The sequence below is a fragment of the Streptomyces sp. SD31 genome (assembly GCF_052068475.1).
In the GTDB taxonomy this organism is placed as follows: Bacteria; Actinomycetota; Actinomycetes; order Streptomycetales; family Streptomycetaceae; genus Streptomyces.
The window spans coordinates 105,302-122,700 of sequence record NZ_JBQHCX010000006.1 but is presented as its reverse complement, the minus strand read 5'-3'; the positions used below and the strand labels follow the sequence as shown (position 1 = coordinate 122,700).

Annotated in this window: 14 protein-coding genes and 2 pseudogenes; 9 read left to right on the top strand and 7 right to left on the bottom strand. The window is 71.6% G+C overall.

Going from position 1 to position 17,399, the window contains the following annotated elements; all coding sequences use genetic code 11:
* Window positions 1-336 precede the first annotated feature (336 nt).
* A complete protein-coding gene (locus tag ACTMVF_RS14795) occupies window positions 337-978 on the top strand; it encodes a phosphoribosyltransferase (RefSeq protein ID WP_441271471.1) in 642 nt (213 codons plus the stop codon).
* Window positions 979-1,278: 300 nt separating this feature from the next.
* Window positions 1,279-1,731 (top strand): hypothetical protein, encoded by a 453-nt coding sequence (locus ACTMVF_RS14790; RefSeq protein ID WP_441271470.1) that lies wholly within the window; start codon window positions 1,279-1,281, stop codon window positions 1,729-1,731.
* Between the two features lie 330 nt (window positions 1,732-2,061).
* On the opposite strand, the gene ACTMVF_RS14785 is transcribed toward ACTMVF_RS14790, so the two are convergent.
* Together ACTMVF_RS14785 and ACTMVF_RS14780 are read right to left on the bottom strand one after the other, a co-directional pair.
* On the bottom strand, window positions 2,062-3,207 hold the full coding sequence (locus ACTMVF_RS14785; RefSeq protein WP_441271469.1) for a CapA family protein: 1,146 nt from the start codon (window positions 3,205-3,207) through the stop codon (window positions 2,062-2,064).
* Complete coding sequence (locus tag ACTMVF_RS14780) at window positions 3,170-3,481, bottom strand: hypothetical protein (RefSeq protein WP_441271468.1); 312 nt, start codon at window positions 3,479-3,481, stop codon at window positions 3,170-3,172. Before ACTMVF_RS14780 ends, ACTMVF_RS14785 begins: the two co-directional genes overlap by 38 nt.
* Window positions 3,482-3,838: 357 nt before the next feature.
* Between ACTMVF_RS14780 and ACTMVF_RS14775 the strand changes: the two genes are divergently transcribed.
* Window positions 3,839-5,251, top strand: a complete 1,413-nt coding sequence (locus tag ACTMVF_RS14775; RefSeq protein ID WP_441271467.1) for an RtcB family protein — start codon at window positions 3,839-3,841, stop codon at window positions 5,249-5,251.
* A 133-nt stretch (window positions 5,252-5,384) separates the two neighbouring features.
* Here the strand turns inward: ACTMVF_RS14775 and ACTMVF_RS14770 are convergent.
* A pseudogene (locus tag ACTMVF_RS14770) lies at window positions 5,385-5,621 on the bottom strand (NADP oxidoreductase); the annotation flags it as partial.
* A 37-nt stretch (window positions 5,622-5,658) separates the two neighbouring features.
* Window positions 5,659-6,618, bottom strand: coding sequence for a hypothetical protein (locus ACTMVF_RS14765; protein WP_441271466.1), 960 nt, complete (start codon window positions 6,616-6,618; stop codon window positions 5,659-5,661).
* A gap of 201 nt (window positions 6,619-6,819) precedes the next feature.
* On the opposite strand from ACTMVF_RS14765, the gene ACTMVF_RS14760 reads away from it, so the two are divergent.
* Window positions 6,820-9,534, top strand: a complete 2,715-nt coding sequence (locus ACTMVF_RS14760) for a LuxR C-terminal-related transcriptional regulator (RefSeq protein ID WP_441271465.1) — start codon at window positions 6,820-6,822, stop codon at window positions 9,532-9,534.
* 22 nt (window positions 9,535-9,556) lie between these two features.
* Here the strand turns inward: ACTMVF_RS14760 and ACTMVF_RS14755 are convergent.
* Window positions 9,557-9,700: pseudogene (locus ACTMVF_RS14755) on the bottom strand (ATP-binding protein); the annotation flags it as partial.
* Between the two features lie 632 nt (window positions 9,701-10,332).
* Between ACTMVF_RS14755 and ACTMVF_RS14750 the strand changes: the two are divergent.
* From ACTMVF_RS14750 to ACTMVF_RS14735, 4 genes are all read left to right on the top strand, one after another.
* On the top strand, window positions 10,333-11,793 hold the full coding sequence (locus ACTMVF_RS14750) for a glycoside hydrolase family 15 protein (RefSeq protein ID WP_441271464.1): 1,461 nt from the start codon (window positions 10,333-10,335) through the stop codon (window positions 11,791-11,793).
* Window positions 11,794-11,840: 47 nt separating this feature from the next.
* Window positions 11,841-13,451, top strand: coding sequence for an MFS transporter (locus ACTMVF_RS14745; protein ID WP_441271463.1), 1,611 nt, complete (start codon window positions 11,841-11,843; stop codon window positions 13,449-13,451).
* 35 nt (window positions 13,452-13,486) lie between these two features.
* The gene (locus ACTMVF_RS14740; RefSeq protein WP_441271462.1) at window positions 13,487-14,026 is read left to right on the top strand and encodes a hypothetical protein; all 540 of its coding nucleotides are present in this window, start codon (window positions 13,487-13,489) and stop codon (window positions 14,024-14,026) included.
* Between the two features lie 125 nt (window positions 14,027-14,151).
* Entirely contained in the window at window positions 14,152-14,349 is a 198-nt protein-coding gene (locus ACTMVF_RS14735) for a hypothetical protein (protein ID WP_441271760.1), read from the top strand.
* Between the two features lie 59 nt (window positions 14,350-14,408).
* Here ACTMVF_RS14735 and ACTMVF_RS14730 read toward each other — a convergent pair whose 3' ends face one another.
* Together ACTMVF_RS14730 and ACTMVF_RS14725 are read right to left on the bottom strand one after the other, a co-directional pair.
* The gene (locus ACTMVF_RS14730) at window positions 14,409-15,818 is read right to left on the bottom strand and encodes a DUF2252 domain-containing protein (RefSeq protein ID WP_441271461.1); all 1,410 of its coding nucleotides are present in this window, start codon (window positions 15,816-15,818) and stop codon (window positions 14,409-14,411) included.
* A complete protein-coding gene (locus ACTMVF_RS14725; protein ID WP_441271460.1) occupies window positions 15,815-16,456 on the bottom strand; it encodes a potassium channel family protein in 642 nt (213 codons plus the stop codon). Before ACTMVF_RS14725 ends, ACTMVF_RS14730 begins: the two co-directional genes overlap by 4 nt.
* Window positions 16,457-16,671: 215 nt before the next feature.
* Here ACTMVF_RS14725 and ACTMVF_RS14720 point away from each other — a divergent pair, with 215 nt between their 5' ends.
* Complete coding sequence (locus ACTMVF_RS14720; protein WP_441271459.1) at window positions 16,672-17,331, top strand: HdeD family acid-resistance protein; 660 nt, start codon at window positions 16,672-16,674, stop codon at window positions 17,329-17,331.
* The last annotated feature ends 68 nt before the right edge of the window (window positions 17,332-17,399 follow it).

Genomic DNA, 17,399 nt, shown 5'->3' with positions numbered 1-17,399 from the left:
CGCCTTGCGAGACGGCTGGGGCGGCTGGGACCGGAGGGATGGGCGGGGCGAATCGGGGTGCGGCACGAGACGCTTCCTTTCCGCGCGTGCGTGAGCGTGCCATGCGGGGGCATGGCGTGCGTGGGCATTGCGTGCGCTGGCATGGCGTGCGTGGGCATTGCGTGCGCTGGCATGGGGTGCGTTGGCATGGTCAGGCTAGAAAGCGCTTGCCCTCGGGAACCCTAGGCCAGCCCGTCCCAGCGGTCCAGACCCCTGCGGCGCCGGAAGCCGGGCGAGGCCAGCGGTGTGTCCGGTGCCGGAGGACGGGTACGCGGCGACGGACGGAAGGGGAAACCCATGCAGTTCCGTGACCGCAGGGAGGCCGGGCAGGAGCTGGCGGAGCTGCTGCGCATCCGGCAGGAGAAGGGCGTCCTTGCGCATCCCGTGGTCCTGGCGCTGCCGCGCGGCGGTGTCGCGGTCGCCCGGGAGATCGCCCGGGTGCTTCAGGCCCCGCTGGACGTGCTCGTCGTCCGCAAGATCGGGGCTCCGCACCACGAGGAGTTCGGGGTCGGCGCGCTCGCGGGCGACGGCCCTCCACTCTTCGACGACCAGACGCTCCACCGGCTGGGACTGAGCGAGGCCGACCTGGCGCCGGTGGTGGATCGGGAGCGCAAGGAGCTGCGGCGGCGGGAGGAGCGCTATCGGCAGGGCCGGTCGGCTCCCCGGCTGCGCGACCGTACCGCCATCGTCGTCGACGACGGCGTCGCCACCGGCTCGACCGCACGCGTCGCCCTGCGCGCCGTACGCCACCAGGAGCCCGAGCGCCTGGTCCTGGCCGTGCCGGTCTGCCCACCGGAGGCGGCCGAGGAACTGCGCCGGCTGGTCGACGACTTCGTCTGCCTGCACCAGCCGAGGCTGTTCAGCGCGGTCGGCGAGTGGTACCAGGACTTCGGCCAGCTGACCGACGCCGATGTGCTGGAGGCGTTGCGCGGCGAGTGAGGCTCCGCCGCCCCGCGCCCGACGCCGAGGAGGACCGGCCGGGCGGGGGCGGTTCATGGGGTGGGCCGGGCAGGGTGCTTCGTCAGCGTGAGCGGCTGTGACGGGTCGCAGGGCCGCCGCCCCGCTGGAGTTCGGCGGTCGCATCACGGAGTCCACTCGTCCACTCGGAGCCAGGCGCACCGGCAGATTCTCGCCGTACGTTCAACCTGAACAGTTGGAGGTACTTCACTTCAGCGCGGCACCCGAACATGGTGAAGCCCTCACGAACCGTGACGGCAACAACCATGAGGGGAACGCACTATGAAGAAACTGGCCGCCCTGGCCATGACCGGTGCGATCGTCGGCGGCACCCTGCTGGTCACCGCGACACCTGCCTCCGCAGCCACCGGCAGCTGGCGTGCTTACGGCAACACGAACCCGATCACCTCCAGCTCCAGTACGTGGCGTTGCGCCGGCACCAAAGCGCTCGCCACCGATGTGGGCGCGCAGGTCTGCGCGGTCAGGTCGGCAAGCGGGGCCTCCGTGCAGGGGGCGGTGATCGTGCGCAACAACCGGTCCAGCCTCTACTCCGTCGCGGCAGCGATGGACCTGTACAACTCCTCCGGCAAGCTGGGCGAATGGGTGTGCTCATCCTCAGGGGTCGGGGCGAACTCGTGGTCGGTGTGCTTCGGGCAGACCCTCTCGCAGAGCGGCTCGGTGGACTCGGTAGGGATCGCCAATGGTGTAAACCTCGGCATATCGCCGAAGGTCTGAACCCGAGCTCGTCGAAGCGGCGCGCATCCTGCCGGGTGCCCAACGTCCGACACGGTCGCTGAACTGAGAGGAGCGTGACGTTCGCCCCTCTCGCGGCGCGGGCGTTGTTCCTGGGCGTGGTGATGGTCCCCGGGCCAATGGGACCATCACCACCGTCTCGTCTGCCGGAACTGGGCGTCAGGGCACACCAGTTCACGGATCGGCTGTAGCAGTTGGGTCTCGTCTCCGCCGGATCGTCGTTCGCGGCCCGCAGACGACCTCGCCGGCACTGTCCTACGAAGCGATCGAAGACGGCAACAGCTTCTGAGCCATTCCCGAAGCCCCTGGGTCTCACCGATCCCACGAATGACCGGTTCGGGCCCGCCCCTGAAACGGAGGACAGCTTCTGAGCACACCGTCCGCGCCAAGGGCAAGAGGGATGCCGGGGCTGATGCGGTCGAGGGTGGTGTGCAGCCAGGCGCGGTCCTCGGGCGGGGCGGGCTCCAGGCGCATACGGCGGGCGATCAGAGGCACCATCCGCAGCTCGGTGAGTTCGCCCGTGTCCGCATCCACCGTCACGAGGTGGGCGATGCGCAGGTCGTCGCGGTACTGCTCGTAGCCATGGATGCCCTCGTAGTCGTCGACGAAATCGCCGCAGCCATGCAGGATCAGCCGGTCCCGGTAGACCTCGAGGGGTCGGGGGTGGTGCGAGGAGTGGCCGTGGACGACGTCGGCGCCGCCGTCGACCAGGGCGTGCGCGAAGCGGCGCTGCTCGCGGGGGACGAGGTAGCCCCAGTTGGAGCCCCAGTGCACGGAGACGACGACGATGTCGCCGGCCCGCTTCACCTGCCGTATGTGCCGCACCGCGGCGGCGGCCGTGGCGGGCGAGAGCTCGGGCAGGTAGGCGACGCCGGGGCGGTCCGCCGTCGCGGCCCAGTCCGTGGGGATGCCGCTGTCACCGGCACCGAGGGCGAACACGAGCACGCGGCCGCCGTGGGGGAGCGGGAGCGCCACGGGCGCATACGCCTCTTCGGCGCTCCGCCCCGCGCCCGCCGTCCGCAGCCCTGCGCCGTGCAGCACGTCGAGCGTCTCCTCCAGGCCCGCGCGGCCGAAGTCCTGCACATGGTTGTTGGCCAGCACGCAGACATCGGGCCGGGCCACCGTGAGCGCGGGAAGGTTGGCCGGATGCATGCGGTAGTGGACCGCCTTGCCGGGCTCGAACGCGTCGCTGCGCGTGACGGACGTCTCCAGGTTGACGATCCGCACGTCCGGGTCGCTCGCCTCCAGCAGCCGCAGCGTCTCGCCCCAGGGCCAGGACGGGTCGACCGGCGCCGGGATCGGGCCGTTGACCGCCTCCGCCATGCTCACGTACGACCGGGCGTCCGTGACGTACCCCTCCCGCAGCACCGGGTCGCCGGGCCGGGCCAGGATCTGGTCGACGCCGCGTCCGAGCATCACGTCACCGCAGACGAACAGCGTCACCGTGCCGCCGCTCATGTCTCAACGGTACGAGGTCGGGGGCGGGGTCGGGATTCCGCAGCGGGCGGGGTTGTTGGGCGCTGCTGGGGCTGAGGTGGTGGTGCGGGTCATGGATCTTGTCGGGGGTGGTGCTGCGGTGGTGAGTGTCGGTGGTGGGTGCGCAGGCGCACCGGGTGCCGGGACCACCCCACGGCCGGGATCGTTCGGCGGTGCCGAGTACGTCGTGCAGGCCGCGGATCTCGTCGCGGGTGTTGCGGGTGGTGCGCCGCGGTGGTGCCGGCTGCGAGGGCACTGTGCAGGCCGTCGGCCATGCGCGGCCAGTCGCCGGGCCCGGCGTGGGCATGATCGCGGAGAGCCCCAGCGTTTCGCTCTCCTGCGTCGCCGGGGGGGCCGGGGGCGAGCGTCTCGCCGGACTCCCGGGCTGCCGATCGGATGTGTGGACGGGGAGGTCTCCGGTCGCGTGGGCCCGACGCGTGGACCGGCAGGTCCCCGTCGGGCACCTGACCCCGCAGGTCACCGCCTCGCACACCCCCAGGCAGGCACCCCCCGATGCCCCCAGCGCCCCGCGATAGGGAGCCCCCCACGCGGGTACCCCGCACCTGCGATGCCGGGTGCGGGAAACCGCCGAGCCGCAGTGCGGGAGGCTGCCATGGAACTGGTCCAGGAAGCTCCCCACCGCTTCCGTATCGACCCGCACGGCCCCATGCGGGTGCCGGGCGTGGTGTTCGCGTCCCGGAAGTTGCTGAACGACGCCGAGAAGTCACTGGAGCAGGTGGCCAACGTGGCCACGCTGCCGGGCATCGTCGGCGCGTCGTACGCCATGCCCGACATCCACTGGGGCTACGGCTTCCCCATCGGCGGCGTCGCGGCGACCGACGTGGCCGAAGGCGGGGTCGTCTCGCCCGGCGGGGTCGGCTTCGACATCTCCTGCGGGGTACGGCTGCTCGCCGCCGACACCGACCAGGAGGGGCTCGGCTCCGCGCTGACCGAGGTGATGGACGGCCTGGACCGGGCCATCCCGCGCGGCGCCGGCCCGGGCGGGGTGTGGCACCTGACCGGCCCCGGCCAGCTGGAGCGGATCCTGCGGGGCGGCTCCCGGTACGCCGTGAAGGAGGGGCACGGCGAGGACCGCGACCTGACGCGCTGCGAGGACGGCGGGGCGGTCGCCGACGCCGACGTGGACCAGGTGAGCGCCCGCGCGCGAGAGCGCGGGCTCGGGCAGGTCGGGAGCCTCGGTTCCGCCAACCACTTCCTGGAGGTGCAGCGCGTCGACGAGGTGTACGACGAGACGGCCGCAGCCGCGTTCGGTATCGCCGTCGGCCAGGTGTGCGTGATGATCCACTGCGGTTCCCGCGGCCTCGGCCACCAGATCTGCACCGATCACGTCCGCCTGATGGACCGCGCGATGACCCGCTACGGCATCAAGGTCCCCGACCGCCAACTGGCCTGCACGCCGGTCCAGTCGCCGGAGGGACAGAGGTACCTCGGCGCGATGGCCGCCGCCGCCAACTACGGCCGCGCCAACCGCCAGTTGCTGTCCGACGCGGCCCGCGAGGTCTTCCGCCACGCCGCGGGCATCCGGCTGTCCCTGGTGTACGACGTCTCCCACAACCTCGCCAAGATCGAGTCCCACCCGGTGGCCGGAACCCGCCGCACTCTCTGCGTCCACCGCAAGGGCGCCACCCGCGCCTTCCCGCCCGGCCATCCGGACCTGCCCGACGACCTGCGCGAGGTCGGCCAGCCGGTGCTGATCCCGGGCACGATGGGCACCGCCTCGTACGTCCTGGTCGGCGTGGCGGGCGGAGACGCGTTCTCCTCCACCTGCCACGGCGCCGGCCGCGTCCTCAGCCGCCACCGGGCCGCCCGCGCGGTGGGCGGCCGTGAACTGCGGGCCCGGCTGGAGTCGGCGGGCATAGCGGTACGCCCCCGGTCGCTCCGAGGCCTCGCGGAGGAGACACCCGAGGCCTACAAGGACGTGAGCGAGGTGGTGGCCGCGAGCGAGGGCGCAGGGCTGTGCCGGACCGTGGCTCGGCTGGTTCCGCTGGGGGTGGTGAAGGGCTGAGGGGGAGGAGCTGTGGGGAAGGGGCCGGGCGCTCGTACGGGTCGTGTGGCTCTTGCGTCTGCTCCGGACCCGTACGTCTCACACCTCCACAGCCACTGGCCTCACACCTCCACAGTCACCGGCCTTAGAACCCCTAACGGAAAGCCACCGTGCCGCCCTCCGTTTCCTGGTGGCTCGGTCCGGCCGCGTATGCCGGCGGAGGGGCGATTGCCTGGGCATCCGCTCCCTCGCCGACCCACAGCGCGATGAAGAGCGCGGCGGTCGCTTCCAGGAGTCCCGCACGTTCGAGACCGCCGCCAGCCACGGGTTCACAGCCCACGTCCCGCACCAACTCACGCACACGCACGAGAGTCGTCTCGTCGTCCCCGCACGGAGAGCGGGGACGTCAGCAGTGATACGCCTCACGGTCAAAGGGGCCTGTGGTGGCGCCGGTACCAGAGCGCGCCGACTGCGGCGGACGCCACGGCCAGGGCGATGCCGAGGACCGGCCAGCTGCTGTCGGCGATGCGCAGGCCCGCGAGGAAGGTCACGACGGTAAGGACGATCGGCACGAGCAGAGAGAGAAGTGCGCGGAGTGCGGCCGCCACTGCTTCCGGTTCGGGGCGGGCGGTCCGGTGGCGCGGTGTGGGTGCGGTGTCGGCGAAGTAGTAGGCGAGGACACGGTCTGCCAGGCGGGCGTCGGCGCGCTGGTAGGACATCGCCATATACGGGAGCCAGACGAGAGGGGCGACCAGTCCGACCAGGAAGACCAGGCCGAGGAGCAGCCACCGCCCGGCCTGGACGGCGACCCGGCGCACGCGCCCGCCTGCCTCCTGCCTCTCGTCGCCAGGCGTGAGCACGCCCAGGAGGCGGGCCATACGCAGGGTGACGTCCCACAGGGCCGCCCATCGGCTGCGGCGGCGGGTGGGTGCGCGGGCAGCATGTCCCATCCGGGCGAGCGCGTGCTGCGCCTGCCCGGTGTCCTCGTACACGCCCTGTAGGACCAGGAGTTCGCCGGCGCGGGCGTTCGCCGTGGGGTCGCGCCCGTCAAGGGCGGCCAGCTCCAGGACGGTACGTGCCTGGCGGAGAAGCGCCGCGCAGAACGCTACGGGAATGAGCACGAGGAATGGGCCACCCACGACGGATCCCTCCGATACGACGGCCCGTCGGCCGCGAGCCACTACCCCGGCCCGGAGCTCTGCTTCGGTGGCGTCGGGGTGGTTCCGCCGAAGCGAGGCAATTGCTTCGGGCACGGCCGGACCGATGCGGCGAACGGCGAAGTCGGCGAGGAGTTCGGGGAGGTGCTCGGGATCGGTGACGACCGACGCCAACAACGAGCGTTCCGGGGACGGCTCCTTGCGGGAAGCCGCAGTGTTCGGATTCTCCATGTGTGACACAGATCGTATCTATCACGAGTCATCCTGATCCAGGCGGCATGGCCACTTCATCCTCTTTTGCCCCGCCAAGGAGCCGCGGCTGAGGGCGATGGCCTGGTGAACGGGGCATTGGCCAGTGCCCGCCATGCGCCGTGCGAAGCGGCAGGAGGACTGGGATGCTGATTGAAGAGGCGCAGCCCATGACCGCAGCCCATGACCTTGCCTTGCCGGACAGTGGTGGAGAGCGCTGTGGCAGAGACCCAGGAGAACGTTCCGGGGCCGGTCGGTCCAGCCGTTCGGTGCACCGATCCCTTGGGGGACCCGTTTCTACGCACCCGGATCGTGCTGCCGACGAGGCCCACCACATATCTGCGGCGCCGGCGACTCGTCCGGCACCTCGATCAGGCTCTGCAGACACCTATGACGCTGGTCAATGGACCGGCCGGTGCGGGCAAGACCCTGCTGGCCGCCGACTGGGCCGCCGGCCTCGGGCTCCCTGTCGCCTGGCTCACCGCCGCAGTGGGAGACCGGCGTCCCGGGGTCTTCTGGGCGTATGTCATTCAGGCCCTGCGCGCCTGCGGTGCGCTGACGCCCGGCCCGGTCGGGTTCCCGGCGGACGCGGCGCGAGTGGATGGCAGGCTCCTGGCAGCGCTAGCCGCCGAACTGAACGATCGTGACCGGCCCGTGGTCGTCGTGCTCGACGAATACGACCGCGTGACCGCCCCGGAGGTCGCGGAGCAGCTGGAGTTCGTCCTGCACCACGCCGGGCAGGGGCTGCACCTGGTCCTTGTCACCCGCACGGAGCCGCTGCTGCCGCTGCACCGTTACCGGGCGGCCGGCGAGCTGACGGAGATCCGTGCCGCCGAGTTGGCCTTCACCCCCGAGGAGGCGGTCGCGCTGCTGGAGCTGCACGGGCTGAGCCTTCAGGTCCCTGCCGCCCGCGCCCTGGTCGACCGCACCCGGGGCTGGGCAGCCGGCCTGCGCCTGTCCGCCCTGGCCGCTCGGGAGAGCGGCGACCCGGAGCTCTACCTGAAGGAGTTCGAGGCGGACCGGAGTACGATCGCGGACTTCTTGCTGGCCGAGGTCCTCAAGGGGCAGACGGATGAGACACAGGACCTCCTGCTGCGGGTCAGCGTCCTGGAGCGATTCTGCCCTGATCTTGCCAACGCGCTGACCGGCCGGACCGATGCCGAGCCCATTCTCGTCGGGCTGTACCGCGCGAACGCGTTCGTCGAGCACCTCGGACGATCCTGGTACCGGCTCCACCCGCTGTTCGGGGAGATACTCCGGGCTCATCTGCGCGTGCGCCTGCCCGGTGTCGAGCCGGAGCTCCACCGGCGGGCCGCGCGGTGGCTGCGTCGTTTCGGATTCCTGCCGGAGACCGTCGCCCACGGCGCCGCCGCGGGTGACTGGGATTTCGCCGCCGGTGCCCTCATAGACGACCTGGCGATCGGCCAGCTCTTCACCGGCCTGCGCTCAGGCGATCTGGCCCAGTTGTTCTCCCACATGGAACCCGGCGCCACTAGCCCCGCGACGGACCTCGTGCGGGCGGCCCGCGATCTGTCCCGGTTCGACCTCGACCATGGTCTGGCGAACCTGCGCCGCGCCGAGGAGCATCTGGCGGACGATGCGCCCAACCGGGCATCCGCCCAGCTGAGCTGTGCGCTGCTGGAGGCGCTGGCCGCCCGGCTGACCGGATGTCCCCCAAGGGCCGAGAAGGCCGCCGAAGCGGCCGACGCGCTACGGCGGGAAGTCCCGGAGGACCTCCTGGGGAAACATCCCGAACTCCCCGCTCTGCTGCTGACCCATCTGGGGTCGGCGCGTCTGTGGGCCGGGCGGTTCGAGGACGCGCGCGCTGCCCTGGTCACCGTGGCCGGTACTCCCCGCGGAGCGTGCACCGCGCTGCCCCGGGAGGAGTCGTGGGCGCACCTGGCCCTGCTCGACTATCTGAACGGCTGGCTCGGCCGGGCGGAGCGCAAGGCCCTGGCGGCGGTGTCCGAGGCGGAGCAGGTCGGCCTGCCCCAACCGTCCGGCTCCGGTATCGGACGGCTGGTCCTGGCCGCCGTGGCCGTGGACCGCCACGAACTGGGCCGAGCCCAGGCCCTCCTCGACGAGACGGCCCACCTCCCGTCGGAGAGACGTGACCCGGTTCCGACAGCTGGACGTGCCCTCGCCACGGCTCGTCTCCTGTTGGTCAGGGGCAAGGCACGGGCCGCCATCGAGGCGGCGGACCCGGCCGTCTCCGCCGCCGTGACTTCACCTTGGGCGGCCAGCCATGGAGCACTCGTCGCCTCCGCCGCCCACCTGGCCGAAGGACGGCCGGACGAAGCCGCCGAGGTGCTCCAGAGCGTGTCCGGCGACCAGCCGGCGTGTGCCGTCGAGGCCGCGGCGCTCCAGCTCGCCTCAGGACGTCCGGGGGCGGCCATCGACCTGCTCGACAGCATCCACACCCAGGTCGGGACGGGTCCGGCGGTGGCTGTGAGGGCAGCGCTGGTGAGGGCTCAGGCCGCGGAGGAGGCAGGAGACACCGTCACCGCCCGCAGGCTCGTGGCGCAGGCGCTCCTCGACGCCCGGCGCGAGCGGCTGCGGCGTCCGTTCCTCGATGCCGGAGCGTGGATCCGGCCTCTCCTGGCCACGGCTCCGCTGCGCGAGCTGGCAGCGGGTTGGCTGACGCCCGGCCCGCCGCCACGCGGTGAGCGGTCCCGGCCGGAGCCGCTGTCCCCTGCGCTCGTCGCGGTGGAACTGAGCGGACGCGAGCGCGATGTCCTGGAGCGGCTGGCCCGGATGCTGTCGACGGAGGAGATCGCCGCCGACCTGTACGTGTCGGTGAACACGGTGAAGACCCACCTCAAGAGCGTCTACCGGAAGCTGGCGGTGAACCGGCGGGGCGACGCGGTGCGCCGCGCACGCGACCTGCGGCTGCTGTGATCGCTCGCCGTAGGGGTTCCGTTCAGGGAACGGGCGGCAGCTTCTGCTCGGTCCAGATCGTTTTGCCCGGAGCCGTGTACCGGGTGCCCCACGCCTGGGCGAGCCGGGCGGCGATGAACAGGCCGCGTCCGCCCTCCTCTGCGGCGCCGGCGTGCCGCAGGTGGGGCAGTCACGGACTCCTCACCGGTCACGGTGGGATCCAGCGTGAGGCCCACGCCCCCCTCGTACGGCGTCGAGCACGCCGACACGGGCCCGGGCCCGCTCGCGCACACGATGCGTCCCAGCAGCGGCATGCCGGTGTCCAGGACCTCGCTCAGGAGGGCCTCGACATCGGCGTCGACCATGTTGTAGATCTCGCGGGCCGGGCGCCCCGCCAGCTCGTCCGCGGCCACACCCCCACATGGCGGGAGTCGCGGTGTTGATCCGTACGACCCGCAATGCGGTATCCCGCAGATGCAGCCCGATCGGTGACTGCTCGAACAACGCGTCCAGCATCGCAAGGGCGTCTCGTCCACCAGTCGGCCGGCAGCGTCGTGTGCCATGGAGCTCACCTCCCGGTACCGTGTCCCGCGCTCGCTTTCGGCGCACCGCCGTCGAGGACACGCACCAGGATGTCCTTCCAGCGTTCTCGGCGCCACGGGCCGCTGCATCCGAGGGTGCGAGCGGTCTCCGGGGGCGGCGGCCCTCGGGAGGACTCACCCGCGGCGGGGGAGGCGGGCCCGGTCCGGCGTGGCCATGGTGGGCATACACCGGGCGTTCCATGGCGACCGGGACGTGCCGCCGGAAGGAGCACCGATCATGCGACGTTATCCCCCGATCGCCGATCACGGGATGGTCGGCGACCTGCAGACCGCCGCACTGGTCTCCTCCGACGGCACGGTCGACTGGCTGTGCGCGCCCAGGTTCGACTCGCCCAGCGTGTTCGCCTCGCTGCTCGACCACAACCGCGGCGGGCACTTCGCCGTCTGGGCCGACACTCCACGGCCTCCGATCCAGCTGTACCTGCAGGACACCGCCGTGCTGGTGACCCGCTTCCTCGCGGAGGACGGAGTGGGCGAGGTGGTCGACTTCATGCCTGTGGAGCACCCGGAGCGACCGGCGGGGCGGCACCGGCTGGTCCGCATCCCGCGGGTGACGCGCGGCCGGGTCCGCTTCACCCTTCAGTGCCGCCCTCGCTTCGACTACGGCCGTGCCGGCCACCGGATCGACCTCGCCGAAGACGCCGTCCGTTTCGACACGCCCGGCGCCCGGGCCACGCTGCAGACGGCCGGCCCGGTGACGTGGACCCGCGACTTCTGGCACGCGTGGATCCGCCGCAGCCGGTACCGCGGACGCTGGCAGGACATGGTGAACCGGGCGGCCATCACCCTCAAGCTGCTCACCTACGCGCCCACCGGAGCGCCCGTCGCGGCCCCCACCGTGGGGCTGCCGGAGCAGATCGGCGGCGGACGCAACTGGGACTACCGCTACACCTGGGTCCGGGACGGCTCGATGTCGGTCGGTGCCCTGCTGGGGCTCGGCTACTTCGAGGAAGCGCACGCCTTCCGCAGCTGGCTCGGTGACCGGCTCAGGGCGAACCGCACGGTCAACGGTGAACCCTTGCAGATCATGTACCGGATCGACGGCGACCCGGACCTGCCGGAAGAGGTCCTCGACCACCTGGAGGGCTACCGAGGGTCCGCACCGGTACGCGTGGGCAACGACGCGGCGGGCCAGCTCCAGCTCGACATCTACGGGGAGGCGGTACTCGCCCTGTCCCAGGCGGTCGACGACGCCGCCGAGGTGCCGCCGTACGACGGCCGGCAGTCCCTGGCCGGCGTTCTCGACTGGCTGGTCAAGGCGTGGAACCGGCCCGACGAGGGAATCCGGGAGACACGGGGCGGGCAGAAGGACTTCACCTACAGCCGCCTGATGTGCTGGGCGGCCTTCGACCGGGGCATCAGGATGGCCAAACTCGTCTCCGACAGCCTCGTCTACCGCTACGACCCCGAGGCGTCCCCGGACGGCCTGCGCGGCAGCGAGGGCACGTTCTCGCTGTGCAGCTTCCTGTACGTGGACGCGCTCGCACGGGCGGGACGGCTCGGACCGGCCCGGTACGCCTTCGACAAGATGCTCACGTACGCCAATCACGGCGGTCTGTTCGCGGAGGAAGTAGGTCCCACGGGAGAGCAACTCGGCAACTTCCCGCAGGCCTTCACCCACCTCGCGCTGGTCACGGCCGCTCTCTCCCTCGACCAGCAGATGGACGCCGCCGGCTGAGCATCGCCCAGGACAGGTGTGTGGGCCGACTCGGCGAGGTGAACAGCGTGAAGCACTGGCGGGCTCTGATGGTCCTCGGTACGGCCCAGTTCCTGATGGTCCTGGACACCTCCGTCATGAACGTGTCCATCAGTCAGCTGGTCGAGGACTTCGACACGGAGGTCACCGCCATCCAGGCCGTCATCACCTTGTACGCGCTGGTCATGGCGGCCTTCATGATCATCGGCGGCAGGTTCGGGGACATTCTGGGGCGTCGCCGTATGTTCCTTCTGGGACTGGTCGTCTACGGCGCCGGGTCGGCACTGACCGCCGCGGCACCCACGCTGTGGGTCCTGGCGCTGGGCTGGTCCGTCATCGAGGGCCTCGGAGCCGCCATGGTGCTGCCGGCCATGGCCGCCCTCGTCGCGGAGTCGTACCGCGGGCGGGACCGGGCCATCGCCTACGCGGTCATCGGCGGCCTCGCCGGCGCCGGAATCGCGGTCGGCCCCCTGCTGGGCGGCTGGGTGACGACGTATCTGACGTGGCGGCTGGTCTTCGCCGGCGAGGTCGTGGTCGTCGTGGCCGTCCTGCTGTGCCGCCGGGTGATCGCGACACCCGCCCCGACCGGCCCACGTCCCCGGCTGGACTGGATCGGCGCGGTACTCTCCGCGGCCGGACTGGGGCTGGGCGTGCTCGGGGTGCTGCAGAGCAGCACTTGGGGTTGGGTGCAGCCCCGCAACCCTCCCTTCACCGTCTTCGGCTTCGCCCCGACACTGTTCGTCGTCGGCGCCGCGGCGGCCGTCCTGGCCGTCTTCCGGCACTGGGAGCGGCGGCGGGACGAGCAGGGCGCCGACCCCCTGGTGCACCTGTCCCTGCTGGGCAGGCCCGTGCTGCGGTCCGGCCTGTTGACGCTGCTGAGCCAGAACCTCATCCTGCTGGGCCTGTTCTTCGCCATCCCGCTGTATTTGCAGGTGGTTCAGGGGTTCGATGCCTTCGAGACGGGAATACGCCTGCTCCCGGTCTCCGCCACCATGCTCGTGACCTCCCTGTCCGCGTCCTCGCTGGGGCGGGTGATGGGGCCGCGGCGGGTGGTCCGGCTGGCCCTGGTGGCCCTTGCGGCGGCCATCGTGTGGCTCCTCGCCACCATCGACCCGGTCATCGACGACGCGCAGTTCGCCGGAGCCATGGCCCTGCTGGGGGTGGGCGTCGGCCTGCTCGCCTCGCAACTGGGCAACGTCGTCCAGTCCAGCGTCGGCGAGGAGGAACGCAGTGAGGCGGGAGGGCTCCAGTTCACGGCACAGAATCTCGGCTCGGCGCTGGGCACCGCGCTCATCGGGTCGATCCTGATCGGTGCGCTGGCCCACGCCTTCACCACGCAGGTGGACGACAATCCGCAGCTGTCCGAACAGACCCGTGAGCAGGTCGGTGTCGCACTCCAGGCCGGGATCACCTTCGTCCCCACCGATCAGGTGCGCTCGGCGGCGGAGCGCGCCGGGCTGCCGCCGTCCGAGGTCGACGCCGTCGCGGACTCCTACGCCTCCGCGCAGCTGGACGGTCTGAAGGCGGCGGTCCTGGCCACCGGCGGTGTCGCTCTCGCCAGTTTCCTGGTCACGCCCCACCTGCCGACCGCCCGGGAAAGCCGTCCGCGGCAGCCGGACGCCGATGACCGGCAGGAGTGACCGGATCGACGCGCTGAGTTCGGAGGGAGCCACCAGTGTCAAGGATCAGCACCAGCCCGGCCACGGCCCGTGGGGCCCGTCGGGCCGAGCGCCGGGCCGAGCGGCGAGCCCACGCGGACTACACGGGCGGCGTCTACGGCTCCATGCTCGCGGCATCCGTGGTGATCGGCGCGGGCTCCTTGGGCTCGTTCCCCCGCACCGAGTTGGTGCTGCTGCTGTTGCTCACCAGCGTGGTGTTCTGGGTCGCGCATGTGCATGCCCAGCTGTTCGGGGCGCGCCTGGCGCAGCAGGCTCTGGACCGCCGGGTCGTGGCTCACGTGTGCCGTGACGAGTGGCCGATCGTCAAGGCCGCCGTTCCGCCGGCCGCTGCGGTGGCCGTCAGCCCGCTCCTGGGCCTGGACGTACGAGGTGCCCTCTGGCTGGCCCTGTCCGTCGCCGTGGTCGGCCAGGTGGGCTGGTCCGTGGCCGCGGCACGCCGCGCCGGTGCTCCGCCGCGGCTCATGGCCGCCACCGCGTCGGTCAATCTGTTGCTCGGCCTGCTGATCATCTCCTTCAAGATCGTCCTGACACATTGATCCCCGGCGTCCGGTCGCCGGGCGACGGTCACCTGTACCGGGTGAGGCCCGAAGGAGCGCGGAGGCGGACGATCGCAGGTAAGGGCGCCGTCCGCCAGTCCCTGCCGTTCGTGGGAGAACAGCTCGTGCGCTACGAGATCCGAGTCGAGGGACACCTGTCGGAAACGCTGGCCAAAGCCTTTCCGGAGCTGGGCCACGTGGTGATGGCCAGCCAGACCGTCCTGTTCGGCCCTGTCGTGGACGAGGCGCATCTGTACGGGCTGCTGGCGAGATGCCAGTCACTGGGACTGCGCGTCGTGGAGATGCGGCAACTGCCGGAGTGACGGAACGGGCGGCGTGCCACGTGACGTGACCTGCCAAGGGGCAGCCCTCGGAGCCGTACTCAGAGCCGCTCCGCCTTGATCCGGCCCTCGCGGCAGGCGGTGTCCAGCGCGGCGAAGTCCCGCTCGTTCTGGTCGGCGTAGGACTCGGCGAACTCGGTGAGCGCGCGGTCGAAGCGGTCGCCGGCGCCCAGATAGGCGGCAAGGGCGATGGGATCGCCCGAGCGGGCGTGGGCCCGTGCCAGGGACGCCCCGCACAGCCGGCCGAAGAGGGCGAGCAGGTCCGGCCCCATGGTCTCCGGCTGTGCGATGCCCTTCCAGTCCCACAGTTGGCGTACGTAGAAGTCCCGGTCCTGCCCGTCGAGGCCTACGACGTGCGTCCAGCCCAGGAAGATGTCACTGGTCGTCTGGATCAGGCGCTGTCCGGTGACGACCCGGCGCCCCTGGTTGTCGTAGCGGTCGCCGCCCGTGTGGGCGGACAGCACCGACTCCTGGGCTTCCTTGGCCTGAAGCAGAAGCGGATCGTCGTCGTCCCTGCCGAGCAGGAGCAGAATCCAGCAGCGCGTGCCGACACTGCCGACGCCCACCACCTTCCGGGCCATGTCCACCAGACGGTAGTGCCGCAACAGGTGGCGGCGTTCGGACGGCAGGGTCCGCGCGTACCCGTCCAGGAGGGTCCGGAGCTGCCTCTCGCGTCCCTCTTCGGAGGGGTTGTCGAGCAGTTGGTCCAGCGGCGTGATCAGCGGGGGGTCGGGAGTGATACGACGGCCCTGGGCCGTGACCCTGGTGAGCTTGGCGAAGGCCCGCAGATGGGTACGTGTGCGGGCCCGCTCCGTCGCGCGGGCTGCACGGCGCGCCGACGCCTCGTCCCCCGCCGAGGCCAGCAGCTCCCGCATCGTGTCGGCGTCGTCCTGGGCGTACCAGACGTCCAGGGTGCGCATGCCGGCGAACTCGCGCATCCGCTCCCGGTACGCCCGCACGCAGGCCCGCACCGTGCTGTTCTGCTCCTTGATCGAGAAGCCGTTCGCCCGGGCCGCCGTCACGAAACCGGCCGCCAGCCGTTTGACGTCCCACTCGAACGGTCCGGGCAGGGTCTCGTCGAAGTCGTTGATGTCGAAGACCAGACGACGCTCCGGCGAGGCGAGCAGCCGGAAGTTCAGCGGGTGGGCGTCCCCGCAGAGCTGCACCTGCAGCCCGGTGTTGGGGAGGGGTGCCAGATCGGCTGCCATGATCGCGGCCGCGCCGCGGTAGAAGCGGAACGGTGACTCCAGCATGCGGCCGTAGCGGATCGGCACCAACTCCGGGACTCGCTCGGCCGACTGAAGCTCCACCACCTCGATGGGGTCGAGTCGCTGCTGTGCGGTCTCGTACCAGCCGTGCGACGAACGCGACGCCCGTCTGCGGGCGTTCCTGCCGTACTCCGCTCGCTCGGCCGGGGACAGGGACGCGGTGAAAGTGCTCGGCACGGTCACGGTCCGGCCTCCTCGTCCGGCGTCCCGGCGTCAGCGCCAGAACGCGCTTGAGTCGACGGCTCGCGGCGCTGCCGGCGCAGCCCGGCCTCGACCGCGCCCGCCAGCACGCGTGCGGCGATGCCCACCAGCAGCAGTCCTCCCGCCATCTGCAGCATCGTCAGCACGCGCCCGGTCTGGGAGTGGGCGGTGATGTCCCCGTAGCCGACCGTGCTGAACGTGGTCAGTGTGAAATACAGGGCGTCCGTCCTGGTCAGCGACTCGCTGAAGGAGCCCGGGGCGGAGCGGTCCAGCAGGTAGTAGGCGCCGGCGAAGAGGACCAGGAACAGCACGAGCGTGGCGGCCAGGGCCTCGACGGCCCTCAGCCGCGGGTGAGGTGAGCGCGCGATGACTCGTACCTCCCACGCGAACACCAGCAGCACCGCCAGCAGGCCGCCCAGGAGCAGCACCGACGCGCCGGCCGTACCGCGCTCGTCCAGAGGCAGCAGGTAGTAGGCGGTGACGAGGCCGACCGCGATGAAAACGGCGCGGGCGACGGCGACGAACGCCGCCCACCGGCGGGGGCGGAGCCGCCGACGTGGCCGGTGCGTGTCCGGCCCGGACCGGGCGCGGTCCGTCCGGGCTGTGCTCGGGTCGTTCATCTCGTGTCTTCTCGTTCCGACCGGCCGGAAGGCAGTTGGCCGGGCGCCAAGGACCTCCACCTCACCGCCATGGCGGCGTCGATGGATCACCCGTGGTGGGTGATCCGGTCACCGAGCGGCAGGCGTGACCCTGAAGCGTGTCAGGTGCTCGCGCACTGCCCTCACCCCGCCTCGTCGGCTTGCGGAGGCGACGGCTGATCACGCGAGGAGGAGTCATGACCATGCCGCGTGGTCCGGCATCGCACACCGGGCAGGAACACGAGCCCGACGGGGCGGCCCCCGGTCCGATGGGCGACTCCGCGGACGTACTCGCGCGGCTCGGTCGTTCCTGGACCTGGATCCTGGGCGCGGCCCTTTCGACGTTGGTGCCGGGCGTCCTGATCCTTGTCCGGCCGGACGCGACCCTGCACGTCCTGGCGGTCCTCATCGGCCTGTACCTGCTGGTGACCGGGGCGTTCCGGTTCGTGGACGTCTTCGCGCGGGAGGCGCACGAACGGCTCCCGGGGCTGCTCTTGGCCGTGCTGTACGTCCTCGCCGGGGTGCAGTGCCTGCGGAACCCGCTGCAGACGATCGCCGCTCTCTCGCTGATCACCGGAATCGTCTGGCTCGTGTCCGGCATCCTCACCCTCTACACGGCCCTCTCCATCGAGGACCTGCCGCACCGTGGCGTCGTCACGGGTGCCGCCGTACTCGCCATTGTCGCGGGGATCGTGGTGCTCGCCCTGCCGGCCGAGTCGGCCCGCGCCCTGACGCGGCTGCTCGGCCTGTGGCTCGTTCTGCTCGGCCTGGCCGAGGCGGTGCTCGCCTTCGCGTGGCGGGCCGCGCTCCGAAAGGCGCACATCACGGGGCCGCACGCCCCCGCCAGGACGGCCTGACACCTCGCCCGCCGCTCAGGCGGGCGTGACAGACGCACCGGGCCCGCTCGGTCTCCTCCCGCTCCGTC